Below are 15,764 nucleotides of genomic sequence, written 5' to 3'. Positions count from 1 at the left end.
ACAGTAACGTGAGTTGTCAGAAACGCTCACGCCTGATCTATGCTAACGCCTTGTAATAGAACAATCGGAATCACGCCACCTCCCGCTTTCACATCCCGGCTGCCCCGACTCTGAAGGACCAGGAGGAACCATGACCAGCGACCCACGTCTCGGCCCCATCGCCCTGCCCGACACCCGAGCCCGACGCGTCTTCGAGAAGCTGCTCGACGGCTCCGGCATCGCCCTCAACGGCTCGGCCCCCGCGGACATCCGCGTCTACCATCCCGACTTCTTCTCCCGGGTTCTGCACCAGGGCACCCTGGGACTCGGCGAGGCCTACATGGACGGCTGGTGGGAGTGCGAGCACATCGACGAACTGGCCCACCGGCTGCTGCGTCATGGCCTGGGCGAACATGCCCAATCCAGGTCGGAACGGCTGATGTATCGTCTGCAGTCCGGTTTCTTCAACCTGCAGAGCCGCGCCCGCGCCCATATCGTCGGCGAGGCCCACTACGACTTCGGCAACGACCTCTTCGAGCGCATGCTGGACGAGACCATGTGCTACTCCTGCGGCTACTGGAAGGACGCCGGCAGCCTGCGGGAGGCGCAGCTCGCCAAGCTCGAGCTCGCCTGCCGCAAGCTCGATCTGGAGCCCGGCATGCGGGTGCTGGACATCGGCTGCGGCTGGGGCAGCTTCGCCGAACACGCCGCGCGACATCACGGGGTCGCGGTCACCGGCATCACCATCTCCAGGGAGCAGGCGGAGCTGGCCCGCCGGCGCTGCGAGGGGCTGCCGGTCGAGATCCTGCTCGAAGACTACCGCGAGCTCGAGGGCCAGTTCGATCGCGTGGTGTCCATCGGCATGTTCGAGCACGTCGGCCATCGCAACTACGCGACCTACTTCGAGACCGTGGATCGCCTGCTGCCCGCCGACGGCCTGTTCATGCTGCACACCATCGGCTCCAACACCTCTCATATCAGCGCCGACCCCTGGATCAACCGCTACATCTTCCCCAACGGCGTGCTGCCCTCCGCCCGGCACATCGCCCAGGCCAGCGAGGAGCACCTGCTGATGGAGGACTGGCAGAATTTCGGTGCCGACTACGACCGCACCCTGATGGCCTGGCTCGAGAACTTCGACGCCCACTGGGACGAGATCGCCGACCGCTACAACGAACGCACCCGGCGAATGTTCCGCTACTACCTCGCCATCTGCGCCGGCGCCTTCCGCGCCCGCAATCTGCAGCTGTGGCAGGTGGTATTCTCGAAAGGCCGGGAGGGACGCTACGACGCGCCACGCTGATGAAGAACACGCCGATGAAGAGACAGGCGCCGAGGTAGAACCCAAGGCTGACAGGCTCGCCCCTCCATCGGGCGACTTCCCCGCGCACGGTTTTCCCTGATCCCAACGTCATCCTTGGGTGCCTCGGCGACGCCCGGTTTCCCGCTGCCCTTGCCCTTGTGCCCCGCCGGCTGACTGCAATCATGAGTCAGTTCGCCGGGTCGCTTCAGGCACCGACGCTGTCGCCAATCTCCTACACCAGGCGCAGCGTCTGGCCTACGTCCAATGCTTATGTCGGTCAACGGCAACGAATGTATTATATTCCACTTCATTAAAAACAATGATGGCGCGCTCCTCCTCCGCGACGATCGCCACGCATTCAACGACAAAGACACTCCTGTACGCAGCAGGAACCAACAGGGAAACCCCATGCCTCCCATCGATGTCGCGCCGTGCACGGAACGGCTGGAACCGTCGAGGGTTCTGGAACTGGCCGATCAGCTGCCCGGGCTGATCTTTCAGCTGCATCGCAGCGCCACCGGCCATCTCCATTTCCCCCTGCTGATGGGCAGCGGGATCCAGCTGCTGGAGCTGGACCCGGAACGCCTGGCCGAGAACGCCGAGCCGGCCCTCGCCCACATTCACGAGGCGGACCATCCCGGCCTGATGGCCAACATCGAGCGCTCGGCGCGCTTCGGCTCGCCGATCATTCTCAAGTTCCGCTTCGTCATCACGGAAGCGCGATGGCGCTGGATCGCGGTGCGCGCCCAGCCGCAGCGGGTCGAGACAGGCGTGCTGTGGCACGGCATGATGCTCGACGTCAGCGAGCAGGTCGCCGAAGAGGAGCGCCTGCGGGCGCTGTCGGACAGCGACACCCTCACGGGGCTGGCCAACCGGCGCAAGCTGCTGAGCCGGCTCGACGAGGAAATCTCGCTGAGCAACCGCCATGCGATCCCGCTGTCGCTGATGATGATCGACATCGACCACTTCAAGGCGATCAACGACACCTGGGGACACCTGCAGGGGGATGCCACGCTGTGCGAGCTGGCCGACTGCTGCCGCTCGCTGCTGCGCGAGGAGGACCTGCTGGCCCGACTCGGCGGCGAGGAATTCGCCCTGCTGCTGCCGCTGACCTCCCGGCAAAACGCCGCCCTGCTGGCCGAGCGCCTGCGCCGGGCCATCGCCGAGCACCACTTCGACGACCTCGGCCCCGGGCGGATCACGGTCAGCATCGGCATCACCGAGCACCGCGTCGGCGACGCCCGCGACACCCTGCTGCATCGCGCCGACGCCAGCCTCTACCGGGCCAAGCACCAGGGCCGCAACCGGGTGGTGGCCGACGGCTGACGACGGGGCCGCCCTGGAGCGGGGCGAGATCGCCGCCCATGGCGTGTATCCTTGTCGCTTCATCGACGCCGCCCGGAGCCGCCATGACCGCTATCGACCAGACCCTCGCCCGGGTCTTCGGCTATCCCGACTTCCGCCCCGGCCAGCGCCCGGTCATCGAGGCCGTGGTCGCCGGCCGCTCGGCGGCCGCCATCTTCCCCACCGGCTCGGGCAAGTCGCTGTGCTACCAGCTCTCCGCCCTTCACCTGCCGAATCTGACGCTGGTGGTCTCGCCGCTGCTGGCGCTGATGCAGGACCAGCTGGCCTTCCTGCAGCGTCACGGCATCGCCGCCGCCAGCCTCGACTCCTCCCAGAGCAAGGACGAGGCCCGGGCGGTGATGGACGGCGTGGCCCGCGGCGACATCCGCATCCTGATGGTGTCGGTGGAGCGGCTCAAGAACGAGCGCTTCCGCGCCTTCATCCGCCGCGTGCCGATCTCGCTGCTGGTGGTCGACGAGGCCCACTGCATCTCCGAGTGGGGCCACAACTTCCGCCCCGACTACCTGACCCTGCCGGCCACGCGCCACGAGCTCGGCATTCCCCAGAGCCTGCTGCTGACGGCCACCGCCACCCCCAAGGTGATCGAGGACATGCGCCGCCACTTCGCCATCGAGGCCGAGGACGTCACCGCCACCGGCTTCTACCGCCCCAACCTGGACCTGCAGGTGGCGCCGGTGGCGGCCGACGAGCGACCGCGGCGGCTGGTCGAATGGCTGCGCCCACGAATCGAGGGGCCGAACGCCGGGGCCACCGTGGTCTACGTCACCCTGCAGCAGACCGCCGAGCGCCTGGCGGCCTATCTCGGCGCCGCCGGCCTGCCCGCGGCGGCCTATCACGCCGGCCTCGACGCCGAGACCCGCGCCCGCCGCCAGGACGACTTCATGGCCGGGCGCACGCCGGTGATCGTCGCCACCATCGCCTTCGGCATGGGCATCGACAAGTCTGACATCCGCGCCGTGGTGCACTTCGACCTGCCCAAGTCGGTGGAGAACTACAGCCAGGAGATCGGCCGCGCCGGGCGCGACGGCGCCCCGGCCGAGTGCCTGATGCTGGCCGGCCGCGATCACCTCAGCGTGCTGGAAAACTTCACCTATGGCGACACCCCGGAGCGCGACGCCATCGCCCGGGTGACGGCGACCCTGCCCGCCCCCGGCGAGGACTGGGCCTTCACCCTCAACACCCTGTCCCGGGACAGCGACATCCGTCCGCTGCCGCTCAAGACGCTGCTGGTGCACCTGGAGCTGGAGGGCGTGATCCGGCCGCGCTTCAGCTACTTCGCCGAATACCGCTTCCGCCTGGAGGAGCCGGCGGAGACCCTGGTGGCCCGCTTCCAGGGCGAGCGCCGGGCCTTCGTCGAGGCGATCCTCGAGGCCTCGTCGAAGGCGCGCACCTGGTACCGGCTGGACCTCGAGGCCCTGGCGCGGCTGGGCGCCGAGCGCGGCCTCGACACCTCGCGCCAGCGCGTGATCACCGCCCTGGACTACTTCGCCGACAAGGACCTGATCACACTGGAAAGCAAGCAGATGACCGAGGTCTTCGAGGTGCGCCAGCCCGTCGACGAGGCCCTGATCACGCGGCTACACCGGGCCTTCGTCGACAAGGAGCGGGCCGAGATCGAACGGCTGCACGCCATGCTGGCGCTGTTCGAGCGCGAAGGCTGCCTGACCCGGCGGCTGGCGGACTGGTTCGGCGACGCCGCCGCCCCCGAACGCTGCGGCCACTGCTCGGGCTGCCGCGGCCAGGTGGCGCAACTGCCCTCCCCGCCGCCACCGGCGCCGCTCGCCGCGATGGACGCCGCCGCCCTGACCGCGCCGCTGCGCGAACGGCTCTCGGCTGCCGGCGAAGGCGAGGCCGCCACCGCGACGCTGCTGGCCCGCTTCCTGTGCGGGCTGACCTCGCCGCGGCTGACCCGCCACAAGGCGCGCCAGCTCGACGGCTTCGCGGCGCTGGAGGCCCATCCCTTCGGCGAGGTGCGCGACTGGCTTTCCCGCTGATCGTTCACGCTCGCCGCCGCACCAGCGAAAGCGTCGCCAGATGCACCGGCAGATAGAGCGCCAGCGGCCAGGCCAGCATCAGCGCGATGACATAGAGCCCGTCCGGCAGCCAGGCCTGGGCGCCGCCGAAGGGGCCCTCGACCCAGTTGACGTTGCGCGAGGGATCGGTCAGCGCCCGGGCGGCGAGGATCGCCGCCCAGGTCAGCGCGGTCTGCCAGGCGAGGGCCACGCGATCATAGCCGAGCCTCGCGACGCCAAAACCGGCCACCAGCGGCAGCACCAGGTGATAGAGCGACAGCAGTCGCACCGATAGCGGAATCTCGGCATCGAACATGTACTCGGTGCCGCCGATGGGATGCCAGCCGCTGGCCCAGGCGACGCCGGCATCCAGCGCCCACAGGCTTCCCACCAGCGCCGTGGCCAGCCAGGCCATGGAGACCAGCCGGCGGCTCTCGGCCCACAGCCCGGCCAGCAGCAGGAAGTTGGCCAGGTTGCACAGCCACAGGTAGTTCTGCACGCCGATGCGTAACGCCACCGAAGGCGCCCAGAACAGCATCCACAGCGTGAAGGTCATCTTCAGCCAGCGCGGCAGTCGCCCTCGACCGGCGACACTCATTCGTCCTCCGAGCCGATCCCGTGGCGCTTGAGCTTGTTGGCGATGGTGGTATGCGAGACGCCGAGGCGCTTGGCCAGCTGGCGGCTGGAGGGATGCTGCGGATAGAGGCTCGACAGCACCCGCCGCTCCACCTCGCCGAGGATATCGCCCAGCGAGCCGCCGAGATCGATGCCGGCGAGCCCCGGTACCCGGCCCACCTCGGGCAGGCGCAGATGCGCCGGCTCGATGACCCCGCCCTCGCACAGCGACACCGCCTGGAACAGCACGTTCTCCAGCTGGCGCACGTTGCCCGGCCAGTGATAGGCCGACAGCCGCGCCACCGCACCCGGCGACAGCTGCGGCATCGGGCAGCCGATCTGGGTGGCGGCGCGGTCGATGAAGTGCGTCGCCAGCGCCTGGATGCCGTCCAGGCAGTCCCGCAGCGGCGGCACCTCCAGGGTCAGCACGTTGAGACGGTGGTAGAGATCCTGGCGGAAGCGCCCCTCGGCGCACAGGCTCGGCAGGTCCTGCTGGGTGGCGCAGATCACCCGCACGTCCAAATAGGTCTCCTCGTCGCTGCCCACACGGCGAAAGCCGCCGTCCTGCAGGAAGCGCAGCAGCTTGACCTGCATGCGCGGGCTGGTCTCGCCCACCTCGTCGAGGAAGATGGTGCCGCCGGCGGTCAGCTCCAATAGCCCCAGCTTGCCCTCGGGTCGCGCGCCCTCGAAGGCGCCCGGCGCATAGCCGAACAGCTCGGTCTCGGCCATGGATTCCGGCAGCCCCGCACAGTTGAGCGCCATGAACGGCGCCTGCCCCCGCGGGCTCGCCAGGTGGCAGGCCCGGGCCAGCAGCTCCTTGCCGGTGCCGGTCTCGCCCTGAATCAGCAGCGGCGCGTCCAGCGGCGCCATGCGGCGCGCCTCGCCGATCAGCGCCTCCAGCCGCGGGCTGGCCTGGAACAGCGACTCGAAGCCGCGCAGCTCCTGGCGCTGCACCTGATAGATGCGCTCGCCGATGCGATCGGCGCGATGCAGGGTGACCACGGCGCCGGCCAGCGAGGCCACGTCCGACTGCTGCTCGCGGTGCAGCGGCGAGATGTCGGCCAGGTAGACGGTGTCACGCAGCTTGACCCGCAGCCCGTTGACCCGGGCGTTGTTGCGGCGGATCAGCTCCGGCAGGTCGAGATCGGGCAGGTAGCGGTCCAGCGACAGGCCCGGCACCTCATCGACCCGCACGCCCAGCAGCTGCCCGGCGGCGCGGTTGGCCGCCACCAGGTGGCCCTCCATGTCGATCGACATCACCGGGTCCGACAGCGACGACAGCAGCGCATCGAGCTCGAGGTGTCGCCGCTCGCTGGGCATCAGGCCGACCCGGCGCACGCCGAACACCCCGGGCACCTGCTCGAGCTCGGGCTTGAGCGTGGCCAGCTGGGCGTTCAGCAGGTTGGGCACGTGCAGGTAGATGGCGTTGCCGTGCTCGCCGCCGACCTCGCCGTGGGCCACGTTGAGCCCGTAGTCGGCGAAGTGCGCCACGATATCGCGCAGGATGCCGATGCGGTTCTGGCAGTGGAATCTCAGGCGCATGAAAGACTCGCAGGTCGAAAAAACGGACCGGGCCGCAAGAAGGTCGTCAGCCCGGCGTGACTCACCTGTAAAGATAACGTGACATTAAGGGCGTGGCGACGCCGATACCATGCGCCTTTGGCCGCATCACCCCCTCCGCGAGCCCCGACTGTCATGCATTCTTTACAACCAAACGCCTTCCCGCCGCCCGAGTTCGCCCGCCGAAGGCCCCACTCGCCCCGTCGCTCCACCTAGACTGCGGTCATCCCCTTGAGGCCATGACAATTCCAATACCGTGACGGGAGCAACCATGAAGGCTCAAAGCGCCCCCAAGAAGACCGCCTATCAGGCCAGAATGCCGGACGCCAACGGCCATATCGCCTGGAGCGAGCAGGAAAACGCCACCTGGCGCACGCTGATGGAGCGTCAGGTAGAGCTGCTGCCGGGCCGCGTCTGCCAGGAATATCTCGACGGCATGGAGCGCCTGGCGCTGCCCGTCGAGCGCATCCCCCAGCTCGCCGAGGTCGACGCCGTGCTGCGCGACGCCACCGGCTGGGAAACCGCCCAGGTGCCGGCACTGATTCCCTTCGACACCTTCTTCGAGCTGCTGGCCAATCGCCGCTTCCCGGTGGCCACCTTCATCCGCACGCCGGAGGAGCTGGACTACCTGCAGGAGCCGGACATCTTCCACGAGATCTTCGGCCACTGCCCGATGCTCACCAATCCGGCCTTCGCCGAATTCACCGCCACCTACGGCCGCCTGGGCCTGGAGGCCACGCCCAAGGAGCGCGTCTACCTGGCCCGGCTGTACTGGATGACCGTGGAATTCGGCCTGGTCGATACCCCCGCGGGCCGGCGCGTCTACGGCGGCGGCATCATCTCCTCGCCCAAGGAGACCCTGCACGCCCTGTCCGACGCCCCCGTTCAGGCGCCCTTCGATCCGCTGGACGCGCTGCGCACGCCCTACCGGATCGACATCCTCCAGCCGCTCTACTATGTACTGGATAGCCTGGAGACGCTGCACGAGCTGGCCGGCCGCGACATCATGGCCATGGTTCACGAGGCCATGGCACTCGGGCTGTTCGAGCCGCGCTTTCCGCCGAAACCCAAACCCGCCGAGACCGAGGCAGCCGGCGCCTGATGCCTGGCAGCGGCGCGACCGCCCCTTGCATCGGCGGCCGATCATCACCATGACATATCCCACATCCACCACAACGCGCCTACGAGGAGTCATCATGAGCGAGCTTTCCGAACAACAGTGCGAAGCCTGCAGCTGGGACGCCCCCCACGTCACCGAGAGCGAGATCGAGCAGTATCGCGGCAATATCCCCGAGTGGCAGATCGTCGAGCGCGATGGCATCATGCAGCTGGAGCGGATATTCACGTTCCGCAACTTTCGGCAGGCCCTGGCGTTCACCAACCGGGTCGGCGAGATCGCCGAGGAAGCGGGCCACCACCCGGCCCTGCTGACCGAGTGGGGCAAGGTCACCGTGACCTGGTGGTCCCACGAGATGAAGGGCCTGCACAAAAACGATTTCATCCTAGCCGCCAGAACCGACGAGGTAGCGACGTAAATGTTCGAACAGATTGAGCGGGTTCCCGGGGATGCCATCCTCGGGCTCATCGAGGCCTTCAAGAAGGACACCAACCCTCAGAAGGTCGATCTCGGCGTCGGCGTCTATCGTGATGCCCAGGGCAACACCCCGGTGATGCGCGCGGTCAAGGAAGCCGAGGCCCTGCTGCTCAACAACGAGACCACCAAGACCTACATCGGTTCTCACGGCGCTCCGGCCTACGGCAACGTGGTGCTGCCGATGGTATTCGGCCAGGGCTCCCCGGTGCTCGAGGCCGGCCGCGCCAGCGCGACCCAGTCTCCCGGCGGCACCGGCGCGCTGCGCCTGGCGGCAGACTTCATCGCCACCCAGCTGCCCGGCAAGGACGTCTGGGTCAGCGATCCGACCTGGCCGAACCACCTCGGCATCTTCCCGGCGGCCGGCCTCACCCTGCACAAGTACCCCTACGTCGACGCCGACAACCGTCTCGACTTCGACGGCATGCTCGGGGCTCTGAAGCAGATCCCCGAGGGCGACGTGGTGCTGCTGCACGCCTGCTGCCACAACCCGACCGGCTTCGACCTGTCTCAGGATCAGTGGAAACAGGTGCTGGAGGTGCTCAAGGAGCGCAAGCTGCTGCCGCTGGTCGACTTTGCCTACCAGGGCTTCGGCGAGGGCCTGGACGAGGACGCCTTCGCGCCGCGCCTGCTGGCCGAGAACCTCGACGAGGTGATCATCACCAGCTCCTGCTCCAAGAACTTCGGCATCTACTGCGAGCGGACCGGCTGCCTGATCATGGTCGCCAGGAACGCCGAGCAGATGGAGAACGTGCGCTCCCAGGTGGCCATCGTCGCCCGCGAGAACTACTCCAACCCGCCGGCCCACGGCGGCGCCATCGTCTCCGAGATCCTGCACTCCGACGAGCTGACCGCCGTCTGGCGCGAGGAGCTCACCGAGATGCGCGACCGCATCAACACCCTGCGTCGCGATTTCGTCGAGGCCCTGAAGCCCTACGGCCTGGACGAGAAGTACGCCCACGTGGCCGAGCAGCGCGGCATGTTCTCCTACACCGGCCTGACGCCGGAACAGGTGGACCGCCTGCGCGACGAGTTCAGCATCTACATGGTGCGCTCAGGCCGTGCCAACGTGGCCGGCTTCTCCCACGAGAACCTGCCCTACCTGGCCAAGGCGATCGCCGCGGTCAACGACTGACCGGCTGACGCCGTTCGGACACGCGACGCCCGGGCCCTGCGGCCCGGGCGTCGTGCATTCCGGCCGCGACGCGCGGCGGCTCGGACTCAGCGCCGAACGGCGCGATGCGTGGCATCCTCCACGGCGGTCGTGGCCCGATCGTGGCGCTGCGCCAGCTGCCGCTCCACCCGATCCGTGGCGTCATGCACCGTTTCCGAGGCCCGCTCATGATGCTCGCCCGAGCGACGCGAGGCCTCTCCCGCGTCGCGGTCGGCCCGGCCGCGTTCGGTCGCGAGGCCACTGTCGGTATCGGCGCCGACGCGCACGTCATGGTGCGAGGCCGACAGCCGGGCACCAGCGCTGGCCTCGGCCGCGGTATCGGCCAGCAGGGTGCCCGCGCTCAGTGAACTGCAGGCCAGGGTGATGCCGATGGCGAGTGTCTTGAACGTCATGATGCCTCCTTGGCGAAACCGGCGTGGCGGCGATACGTTGCCTGCGACGCCCGGTGGGTGTCGACGGCAGTCCATCGAGGCCTGCCTCACCCTCATAGGCTGCGAACGACGTGCCAGCTATTCCGCGATGCTTTTAATATCAGCAAGTTAAAAATCGATCGTGACGACCGAACGAGCCCGGCGACCGCCCTCGACCGGGAAGACGTCGCCATGAGGCGACATACCAGCCCCCCACCCTTTATTCCCTTTGAAAACAGAGGATTACATTGTCGCCATACGGCGACGGCCCGCGCCATGCGCGGGCCGTCCGGTCAATATCCGCGAGCAAGTCGCGGGCAAGGGCGCGTCAGGCGGCGTAGCGCGAGACGTCGAGCCCCTGCGGGTCGATGCGCGGCGTTTCGGACGCCATCAGATCGGCCAGCAGCTGGGCGCTGCCGCAGCTCATGGTCCAGCCCAGGGTCCCGTGGCCGGTGTTGAGCCACAGGTTGTCGTAGCGGGTGGCGCCGATGATCGGCGTGGAGTCCGGCGTCATCGGACGCAGGCCACTCCAGAACTCGGCGCGGTCGACGTCGCCGCCCTCGGGGAAGACGTCGCGCACCACCATGTCGATGGTCGCTCGGCGCTTCTCCGGCAGGCTCAGGTCGTGGCCCGCCAGCTCGGCGGTGCCGCCCACGCGGATGCGGTCATCGAAGCGCGAGATCGCCACCTTGTAGGTCTCGTCCATCACCGTGGACTGGGGCGCCCCGCCGTCGTCCACCACCGGCACGGTCAGGCTGTAACCCTTGACCGGGTAGATCGGCAGGCGGATGCCCAGGTCCTTGACCAGGAACGGCGAATAGCTGCCCAGGCAGACCACGTAGGCGTCGGCGGTGAACTCGCCGGCGCTGGTGATCACGCCCTCGATGCCGGCGTTGCCGCGGCGGATGCGCTGGATGTCGACGCCGAAGCGAAAACTGACGCCCAGGTGCTCACGGCAATAGTCGGCCAGGCGATTGGTGAACAGGTGGCAGTCACCGGTCTGGTCGTCCGGCAGGTGCAGGCCGCCGATGAACTTGCCCGGCACCCGGGAAAGGGCCGGTTCGACCGCGGTGACCTCGTCGGCGCCCAGCAGCCGGTGGCGAACGCCGCAGCGCTCGAGCACCTGCATGTCCTTGGCCACGGCCTCCACCTGGCTGTCGTGACGGAACAGCTGCAAGAGACCCTTCTGACGATCCTCGTAGCGGATGCCGGTCTCGGCGCGCAGAGCGTCGATGCAGGCCCGGCTGTGCTCGGCGATGCGCACCATGCGCTCCTTGTTCACCGCATAGCGCTCGGGATTGCAGTTGCCGAACATCTTCATCATGAAACGGGCCATGGTCGGGTCCATGCGCGGCTGGATCTTCAGCGGCGCATGCTCCTGGAACATCCACTTCACCGCCTTCTGCGGGATGCCGGGTGCGGCCCAGGGCGAGGAGAAGCCGAACGACACCTGACCGGCGTTGCCGTAGCTGGTTTCCATGGCCGGTGCCGACTGACGATCCACCACGGTGACCTCATGGCCCTGACGCGCCAGATAGTAGGCGCTGGTGACACCGACCACGCCGCTGCCGAGAATCAATACCTTCATGCCGTGCTCTCCCCTGATCGTGTTGTTGGATCGCCGTGCCATCTGCGGGAACGAAATCGCCCGGGCCATGCCCGGGCGATGCGATGGAACGAGTATAGGAGAGCCAAGTTAGATGATTTTTCTGTTATTCACTTCATGGATTGTCACAACCTTCAAATAATCATCACTTACTGGACTTTAAATAAACAAAAACAATGAAAAACAGCAAAAAACACTACCCACTTCCGACTGGCTGGCGCCGCGGGCTGGCGAGGGTACGCCGCAACAGCCCCCAGGCCGCCAGGCCGGCCAGCAGATTGCCCAGCGCCGCCCCCAGTGCCAGGCCCGGCAGGTCGCCCAGCCAGGCCCCCAGCCCCAGGCAAGGCAGGTAGAAGGCGAACAGCCGGGCGGCGGACATCATCATCGCCCGCAGCGGCCAGCCCAGCGCATTGCCGGCGGAGACCACCAGCATGCAGACCCCTAGCGCGGCATAGCTCGGCGGCAGCCAGTGCAGCAGTATGGTCAGGTCATCGCTCACCTCGGCGGAGCCGGCCAGGGCCGCGGACACCCAGGGCGCGGCCAGCGCCAGCCCCAGCCCCAGCCCCAGCTGCCAGAGCACGGCCACCTTCAATGCCAGACGCATCAGGCGATTCACCTGCGGCCAGTCGCCAGCGCCGTAGCAGCGCCCCAGCCAGGGCGGCAGCGACATGGTCATCGCCAGCACGGCCATCAGCGACAGGGTCTCCAGGCGGCTGGCCAGGCCCCAGGCCGCCACCTGGGACTCGCCGAGCCGAGCCACCACCGAGATCGCCAGCATGGCGGCCAGCGGCGGCATCAGCTGGCTGATCATGGCCGGCCCGGCGATGCCGAGGAAGGGCCGCAGCGACCGACCGGCCTCCTCCCACAGCCCGCGGGTGGCCAGCCAGTCGGTGCCGGCCAGACGCATGCCCATCACGCCGAGCCCCACCAGCATGGCCAGCACCGTGGCCCAGGCCGCCCCCGGCAGCCCCAGCCCCTGCCAGTCGCCGACGCCGAAGATCAGCAGCGGATCGAGCGCCAGGTTAGCCAGGCTGGTGATCACCATCAGCGAACCGGGCAAACGCGTGTTGCCGTGGGCCCGGAACAGGCTGTAGCCGAAATAGAGCACCGCCCCCACCCAGGCGGACAGCAGCTGGGGGCCCCAGTAGGCGCGGATCAACGCCAGCGAATCGGGGGCGGCGCCCAGACGCCGGAAGATCGGCACCTGGGCCAGCCACAGCCCCACGGCCAGCAGCGCGATGACCAGCGCCCCCACCAGCAGCACCAGGCTGCTCAGGCGGCGGGCTCGCGACGCCTCCCCCGCCCCCAGGGCCCGGGAGATCAGCGCGGCGATGGCGATCCCCATGCCCACCTGGACGCCGATGATCAGGAAGGACAGCGGCAGGGTGAAGGACTGGGCGGCCAGCGGCGCCGTGCCCAGCCGGGCGACGAAGGCGCTGTCGATCAGCTGGAAGCCCAGCAGGGACAGCACGCCGATGGCCATGGGCCAGGTCTGACGCCACAGCGTCACACCCAGCGAGGAAGGGGTAGCGTCGTTTCGCAACACAAAGACTCCGCGAGAATCGTCGAGGGCGGCCCATTCTACGCGAAGTCGCGGCCCGTCTCAGGGGGCGTGCTCGAGCTGGGCGAGCAGCAGCCGCTGCACCTCGGCCGCCGGCAGCGGTCGATGGTAATAGTAGCCCTGCACCAGATCGCAGCGTATCTCGCGCACCAGGGCCAGCTGCTCGGCGGTCTCGACGCCCTCGGCCACCACCTCCAGCCCCAGCCGATGACCGATGAAGACCGCGGCCTCCATGATGGCGCGGTCCTCCGGCTGCTGGGGCGCATCGCGCACGAAGGAGCGGTCGATCTTGAGCGTGGTGAGCGGAAACAGCTTGAGGTAGCTGAGCGACGAATAGCCGGTGCCGAAGTCGTCGATGGCGATGCGCACCCCGCGGCGATAGAGGCGACGCAGGCGCGTCAGCACGCCCTCGTTGGCCTCGATCAGCACGTTCTCGGTCAGCTCGATGCCGATGTCCTGCGGCTCGAGTCCGTGGCGCGCCACGCAGGCCTCCAGGCGTTCGAGCGTCTGCGGCGCGCGCACCTGGCGCCCCGACAGGTTGATGTCGATGCCCAGCGCCTCGACCCCCGCCGCACGCCAGGCCGCCTGCTGGCGACAGGCCTCCTCGATCACCCAGTCGCCGAGCCGCTCGATCAGCCCCGAGCGCTCGGCCAGGGGAATGAACTCGGCGGGCGAGACCGCTTCGCCGTCGGTCGGCTCCCAGCGCAGCAGCGCCTCGAGGTTCTCGATCCGGCCGCTCACCGCCGACACCTGGGGCTGATAGTGCAGGCTGAGCTCGCGATTGGCGATGGCGTGTTCCAGCCGCTCGGCGAGCCGATGCTGACGCACCAGCTCGTCGTGGTAATGCTGCTGGAAGCCCTGCAGGGCCCCCTGCCCGTCCAGCTTGGCGCGGTTCTTGGCCACGTCGGCGTTGCGGATCAGCTCCCGGGCCACCCGACCGTGATCGGGGAAGACGCTGAGCCCGAGGCTGGCGGTGACCGGGCGCGCGATGCCATCCACCTCGAAGGGCCGGTCGAACACCGAGCGAACGTTCTCGACCACCGTGCGCCGCGCCTCGGCATCCCCCACGCCGGGAAAGGCCATCACGAACTCGTCGCCGGAGACCCGCGACATCAGGTCCCCGGACCGCTGGCGATGGCGCAGGCGGCGGGTCAGCTCGATCAGGATCTGGTCGCCCTGGGCATAGCCGAGGGCGTCATTGATCTCGGCGAAGTGGTCGATATCCAGGTAGAGCACGGTCAGCGACCGTCCCTGGCGCCGGCAGCGGTCGAGCCGTTCGTCCAGGTCGGCCTCGAAGGCCTGGCGATTGGGCAGGTGCGTCAACTGATCGAAGCGGGTGGCGAAGGCCAGATCGCGATGAGCCCGCTTCTGGTCGGACAGATCGATATCGACACAGAACATCAGCGGGTTGTCGGTATGCTCGCCGAGCATCACGTGGTGGGAGAACACCGGTACCGGCTCGCCGCTGCGGTGGCGCAGCTCGAGCTCATCGGCGGGAATTGCCTGGCCCTGCTCGACCCACGCCCGGTGGGCCTCGACGACCGGCTGACGCATGGGATCGGGAATGATCAGATCCTCGAGCAGGCGCCCCATGGCCTCCTCGGCCGGATAGCCGTAGAGCCGAGCACTGGCATCGTTCCAGTAGATGACCCGACGCTGCCGGTCGTAGCCCTGCACTGCCACGCGCGGCAGGTTCTCCAGCAAGACGCGAAATCGCTGCTCGCTATCCTGGTGAAGGCGCTGGATCGCCCTCACGTCCTCGCGATCATGTTTCCCTGAGGCAGGCCATGCCCCGACCGTGCTGCACCACCGGAGCCATCGATCACGAATGCGCTTGACGTGCCGTCCGCCCATGGAAACTCCGCGTCGTTGGGACCCGACCGCCTGACGAAGAAGGAACATTTGTCATTCAAAAGTATCAGACGGCCACCCTCAGCATAGACGCTTTCCACGCCCGGGATCTCCCCGCCGAGGCTCAGTGATCATCGCGGCACATCGAGCCCCACGTCCACGCAGAACATCACCGGCGAATCGGTATCGCTGTCGAACATGACATGATAGGAGTAGACATCGACGGGCTGGCCGCTTCGATCCTGGAGCCGCAACCGCTCCGCGGGGATGGGAATGCCATGATCCACCCAGGCCTGGTGACGACGGATGACCGCCTCCCTCATGGGCAAGGGGATGATCAGCTCCTCGAGCTTGTGCCCCCAGGCCTCCTCGTACCGGTACCCGTAGAGTCGCGTGCTGGCCTCGTTCCAGAATACCACCCGTCGATGCCGGTCGTAGCCCTGGACGGCGGCACCGGTGAGCCCTTCCAGCAAGGCGCGGAAGCGATCGTCGCCACACCGGGCCTGGCGTCGGGTCAGCTCGTCGACCGCGGGGCGGCGGCCACCCGGCAGCGCGCACGCCGCGGAGACGATACAACAGCCGGTGACCACGATCAGGGCCGCCCCCGCCCACCACTGGCCGTGCCACAACACCAGCGCGGCCAACAGCCAGGACAGAAGGCCCAGCCCCAAGATTGCGCGAGCCCGCCACTGGCGATGATGACCACGCGCCTTTTTCATCCTGCCAATTCCCCATGC

General features: G+C 68.1%; 13 protein-coding genes. 6 read left to right on the top strand and 7 right to left on the bottom strand.

The features are described from left to right. Positions 1 to 130 precede the first annotated feature (130 nt). From cfa to FIU88_RS07340, 3 genes are all read left to right on the top strand, one after another. A complete protein-coding gene (cfa, locus tag FIU88_RS07350; RefSeq protein WP_152478731.1) occupies positions 131 to 1,282 on the top strand; it encodes a cyclopropane fatty acyl phospholipid synthase in 1,152 nt (383 codons plus the stop codon). Between the two features lie 408 nt (positions 1,283 to 1,690). Next, on the top strand, positions 1,691 to 2,608 hold the full coding sequence (locus FIU88_RS07345; protein WP_152478730.1) for a sensor domain-containing diguanylate cyclase: 918 nt from the start codon (positions 1,691 to 1,693) through the stop codon (positions 2,606 to 2,608). A gap of 83 nt (positions 2,609 to 2,691) precedes the next feature. Then, positions 2,692 to 4,641: an ATP-dependent DNA helicase RecQ gene (locus FIU88_RS07340; RefSeq protein WP_152478729.1), complete on the top strand. Its 1,950-nt coding sequence runs from the start codon at positions 2,692 to 2,694 to the stop codon at positions 4,639 to 4,641. A gap of 4 nt (positions 4,642 to 4,645) precedes the next feature. Here the strand turns inward: FIU88_RS07340 and FIU88_RS07335 are convergent, their stop codons facing one another. Together FIU88_RS07335 and FIU88_RS07330 are read right to left on the bottom strand one after the other, a co-directional pair. Beyond that, positions 4,646 to 5,257: a hypothetical protein gene (locus FIU88_RS07335; protein ID WP_152478728.1), complete on the bottom strand. Its 612-nt coding sequence runs from the start codon at positions 5,255 to 5,257 to the stop codon at positions 4,646 to 4,648. Next, on the bottom strand, positions 5,254 to 6,816 hold the full coding sequence (locus tag FIU88_RS07330; RefSeq protein WP_152478727.1) for a sigma-54-dependent transcriptional regulator: 1,563 nt from the start codon (positions 6,814 to 6,816) through the stop codon (positions 5,254 to 5,256). Before FIU88_RS07330 ends, FIU88_RS07335 begins: the two co-directional genes overlap by 4 nt. Positions 6,817 to 7,105: 289 nt before the next feature. On the opposite strand from FIU88_RS07330, the gene phhA reads away from it, so the two are divergent. The 3 genes from phhA to FIU88_RS07315 all read left to right on the top strand — a co-directional run bounded on the left by phhA (position 7,106) and on the right by FIU88_RS07315 (position 9,560). Then, a complete protein-coding gene (phhA, locus tag FIU88_RS07325) occupies positions 7,106 to 7,936 on the top strand; it encodes a phenylalanine 4-monooxygenase (RefSeq protein WP_152478726.1) in 831 nt (276 codons plus the stop codon). A 94-nt stretch (positions 7,937 to 8,030) separates the two neighbouring features. Further along, the gene (locus FIU88_RS07320; RefSeq protein WP_016854632.1) at positions 8,031 to 8,369 is read left to right on the top strand and encodes a 4a-hydroxytetrahydrobiopterin dehydratase; all 339 of its coding nucleotides are present in this window, start codon (positions 8,031 to 8,033) and stop codon (positions 8,367 to 8,369) included. Further along, entirely contained in the window at positions 8,370 to 9,560 is a 1,191-nt protein-coding gene (locus tag FIU88_RS07315; RefSeq protein ID WP_152478725.1) for an amino acid aminotransferase, read from the top strand. 86 nt (positions 9,561 to 9,646) lie between these two features. Here FIU88_RS07315 and FIU88_RS07310 read toward each other — a convergent pair whose 3' ends face one another. From FIU88_RS07310 to FIU88_RS07290, 5 genes are all read right to left on the bottom strand, one after another. Beyond that, positions 9,647 to 9,991, bottom strand: a complete 345-nt coding sequence (locus tag FIU88_RS07310; RefSeq protein WP_152478724.1) for a hypothetical protein — start codon at positions 9,989 to 9,991, stop codon at positions 9,647 to 9,649. 346 nt (positions 9,992 to 10,337) lie between these two features. Beyond that, positions 10,338 to 11,597: a D-amino acid dehydrogenase gene (locus FIU88_RS07305; RefSeq protein ID WP_152478723.1), complete on the bottom strand. Its 1,260-nt coding sequence runs from the start codon at positions 11,595 to 11,597 to the stop codon at positions 10,338 to 10,340. A gap of 214 nt (positions 11,598 to 11,811) precedes the next feature. Continuing rightward, positions 11,812 to 13,098: an MATE family efflux transporter gene (locus tag FIU88_RS07300; protein WP_172977753.1), complete on the bottom strand. Its 1,287-nt coding sequence runs from the start codon at positions 13,096 to 13,098 to the stop codon at positions 11,812 to 11,814. 120 nt (positions 13,099 to 13,218) lie between these two features. After that, positions 13,219 to 14,931 carry a bifunctional diguanylate cyclase/phosphodiesterase gene (locus tag FIU88_RS07295; RefSeq protein WP_152478722.1) on the bottom strand — a complete coding sequence of 571 codons (1,713 nt, stop codon included), beginning with the start codon at positions 14,929 to 14,931 and terminating at the stop codon, positions 13,219 to 13,221. Positions 14,932 to 15,158: 227 nt separating this feature from the next. After that, on the bottom strand, positions 15,159 to 15,746 hold the full coding sequence (locus tag FIU88_RS07290) for a PAS domain S-box protein (RefSeq protein WP_152478721.1): 588 nt from the start codon (positions 15,744 to 15,746) through the stop codon (positions 15,159 to 15,161). Positions 15,747 to 15,764 lie beyond the last annotated feature (18 nt).

The organism is Halomonas sp. THAF12 (genome assembly GCF_009363675.1).
GTDB classification, from domain to species: Bacteria; Pseudomonadota; Gammaproteobacteria; order Pseudomonadales; family Halomonadaceae; genus Halomonas; species Halomonas smyrnensis.
Note: the sequence above shows the minus strand (reverse complement) of the source record. Positions and strands in the feature narration are given on the sequence as shown.

Bases quoted from the DNA above. Each gene is read 5' to 3' on its own strand.
- cfa (WP_152478731.1), top strand. From the start codon at position 131: ATGACCAGCGACCCACGTCTCGGCCCCATCGCCCTGCCCGACACCCGA.
- FIU88_RS07345 (WP_152478730.1), top strand. From the start codon at position 1,691: ATGCCTCCCATCGATGTCGCGCCGTGCACGGAACGGCTGGAACCGTCG.
- FIU88_RS07340 (WP_152478729.1), top strand. From the start codon at position 2,692: ATGACCGCTATCGACCAGACCCTCGCCCGGGTCTTCGGCTATCCCGAC.
- FIU88_RS07335 (WP_152478728.1), bottom strand. From the start codon at position 5,257: ATGAGTGTCGCCGGTCGAGGGCGACTGCCGCGCTGGCTGAAGATGACC.
- FIU88_RS07330 (WP_152478727.1), bottom strand. From the start codon at position 6,816: ATGCGCCTGAGATTCCACTGCCAGAACCGCATCGGCATCCTGCGCGAT.
- phhA (WP_152478726.1), top strand. From the start codon at position 7,106: ATGAAGGCTCAAAGCGCCCCCAAGAAGACCGCCTATCAGGCCAGAATG.
- FIU88_RS07320 (WP_016854632.1), top strand. From the start codon at position 8,031: ATGAGCGAGCTTTCCGAACAACAGTGCGAAGCCTGCAGCTGGGACGCC.
- FIU88_RS07315 (WP_152478725.1), top strand. From the start codon at position 8,370: ATGTTCGAACAGATTGAGCGGGTTCCCGGGGATGCCATCCTCGGGCTC.
- FIU88_RS07310 (WP_152478724.1), bottom strand. From the start codon at position 9,991: ATGACGTTCAAGACACTCGCCATCGGCATCACCCTGGCCTGCAGTTCA.
- FIU88_RS07305 (WP_152478723.1), bottom strand. From the start codon at position 11,597: ATGAAGGTATTGATTCTCGGCAGCGGCGTGGTCGGTGTCACCAGCGCC.
- FIU88_RS07300 (WP_172977753.1), bottom strand. From the start codon at position 13,098: ATGGCCATCGGCGTGCTGTCCCTGCTGGGCTTCCAGCTGATCGACAGC.
- FIU88_RS07290 (WP_152478721.1), bottom strand. From the start codon at position 15,746: ATGAAAAAGGCGCGTGGTCATCATCGCCAGTGGCGGGCTCGCGCAATC.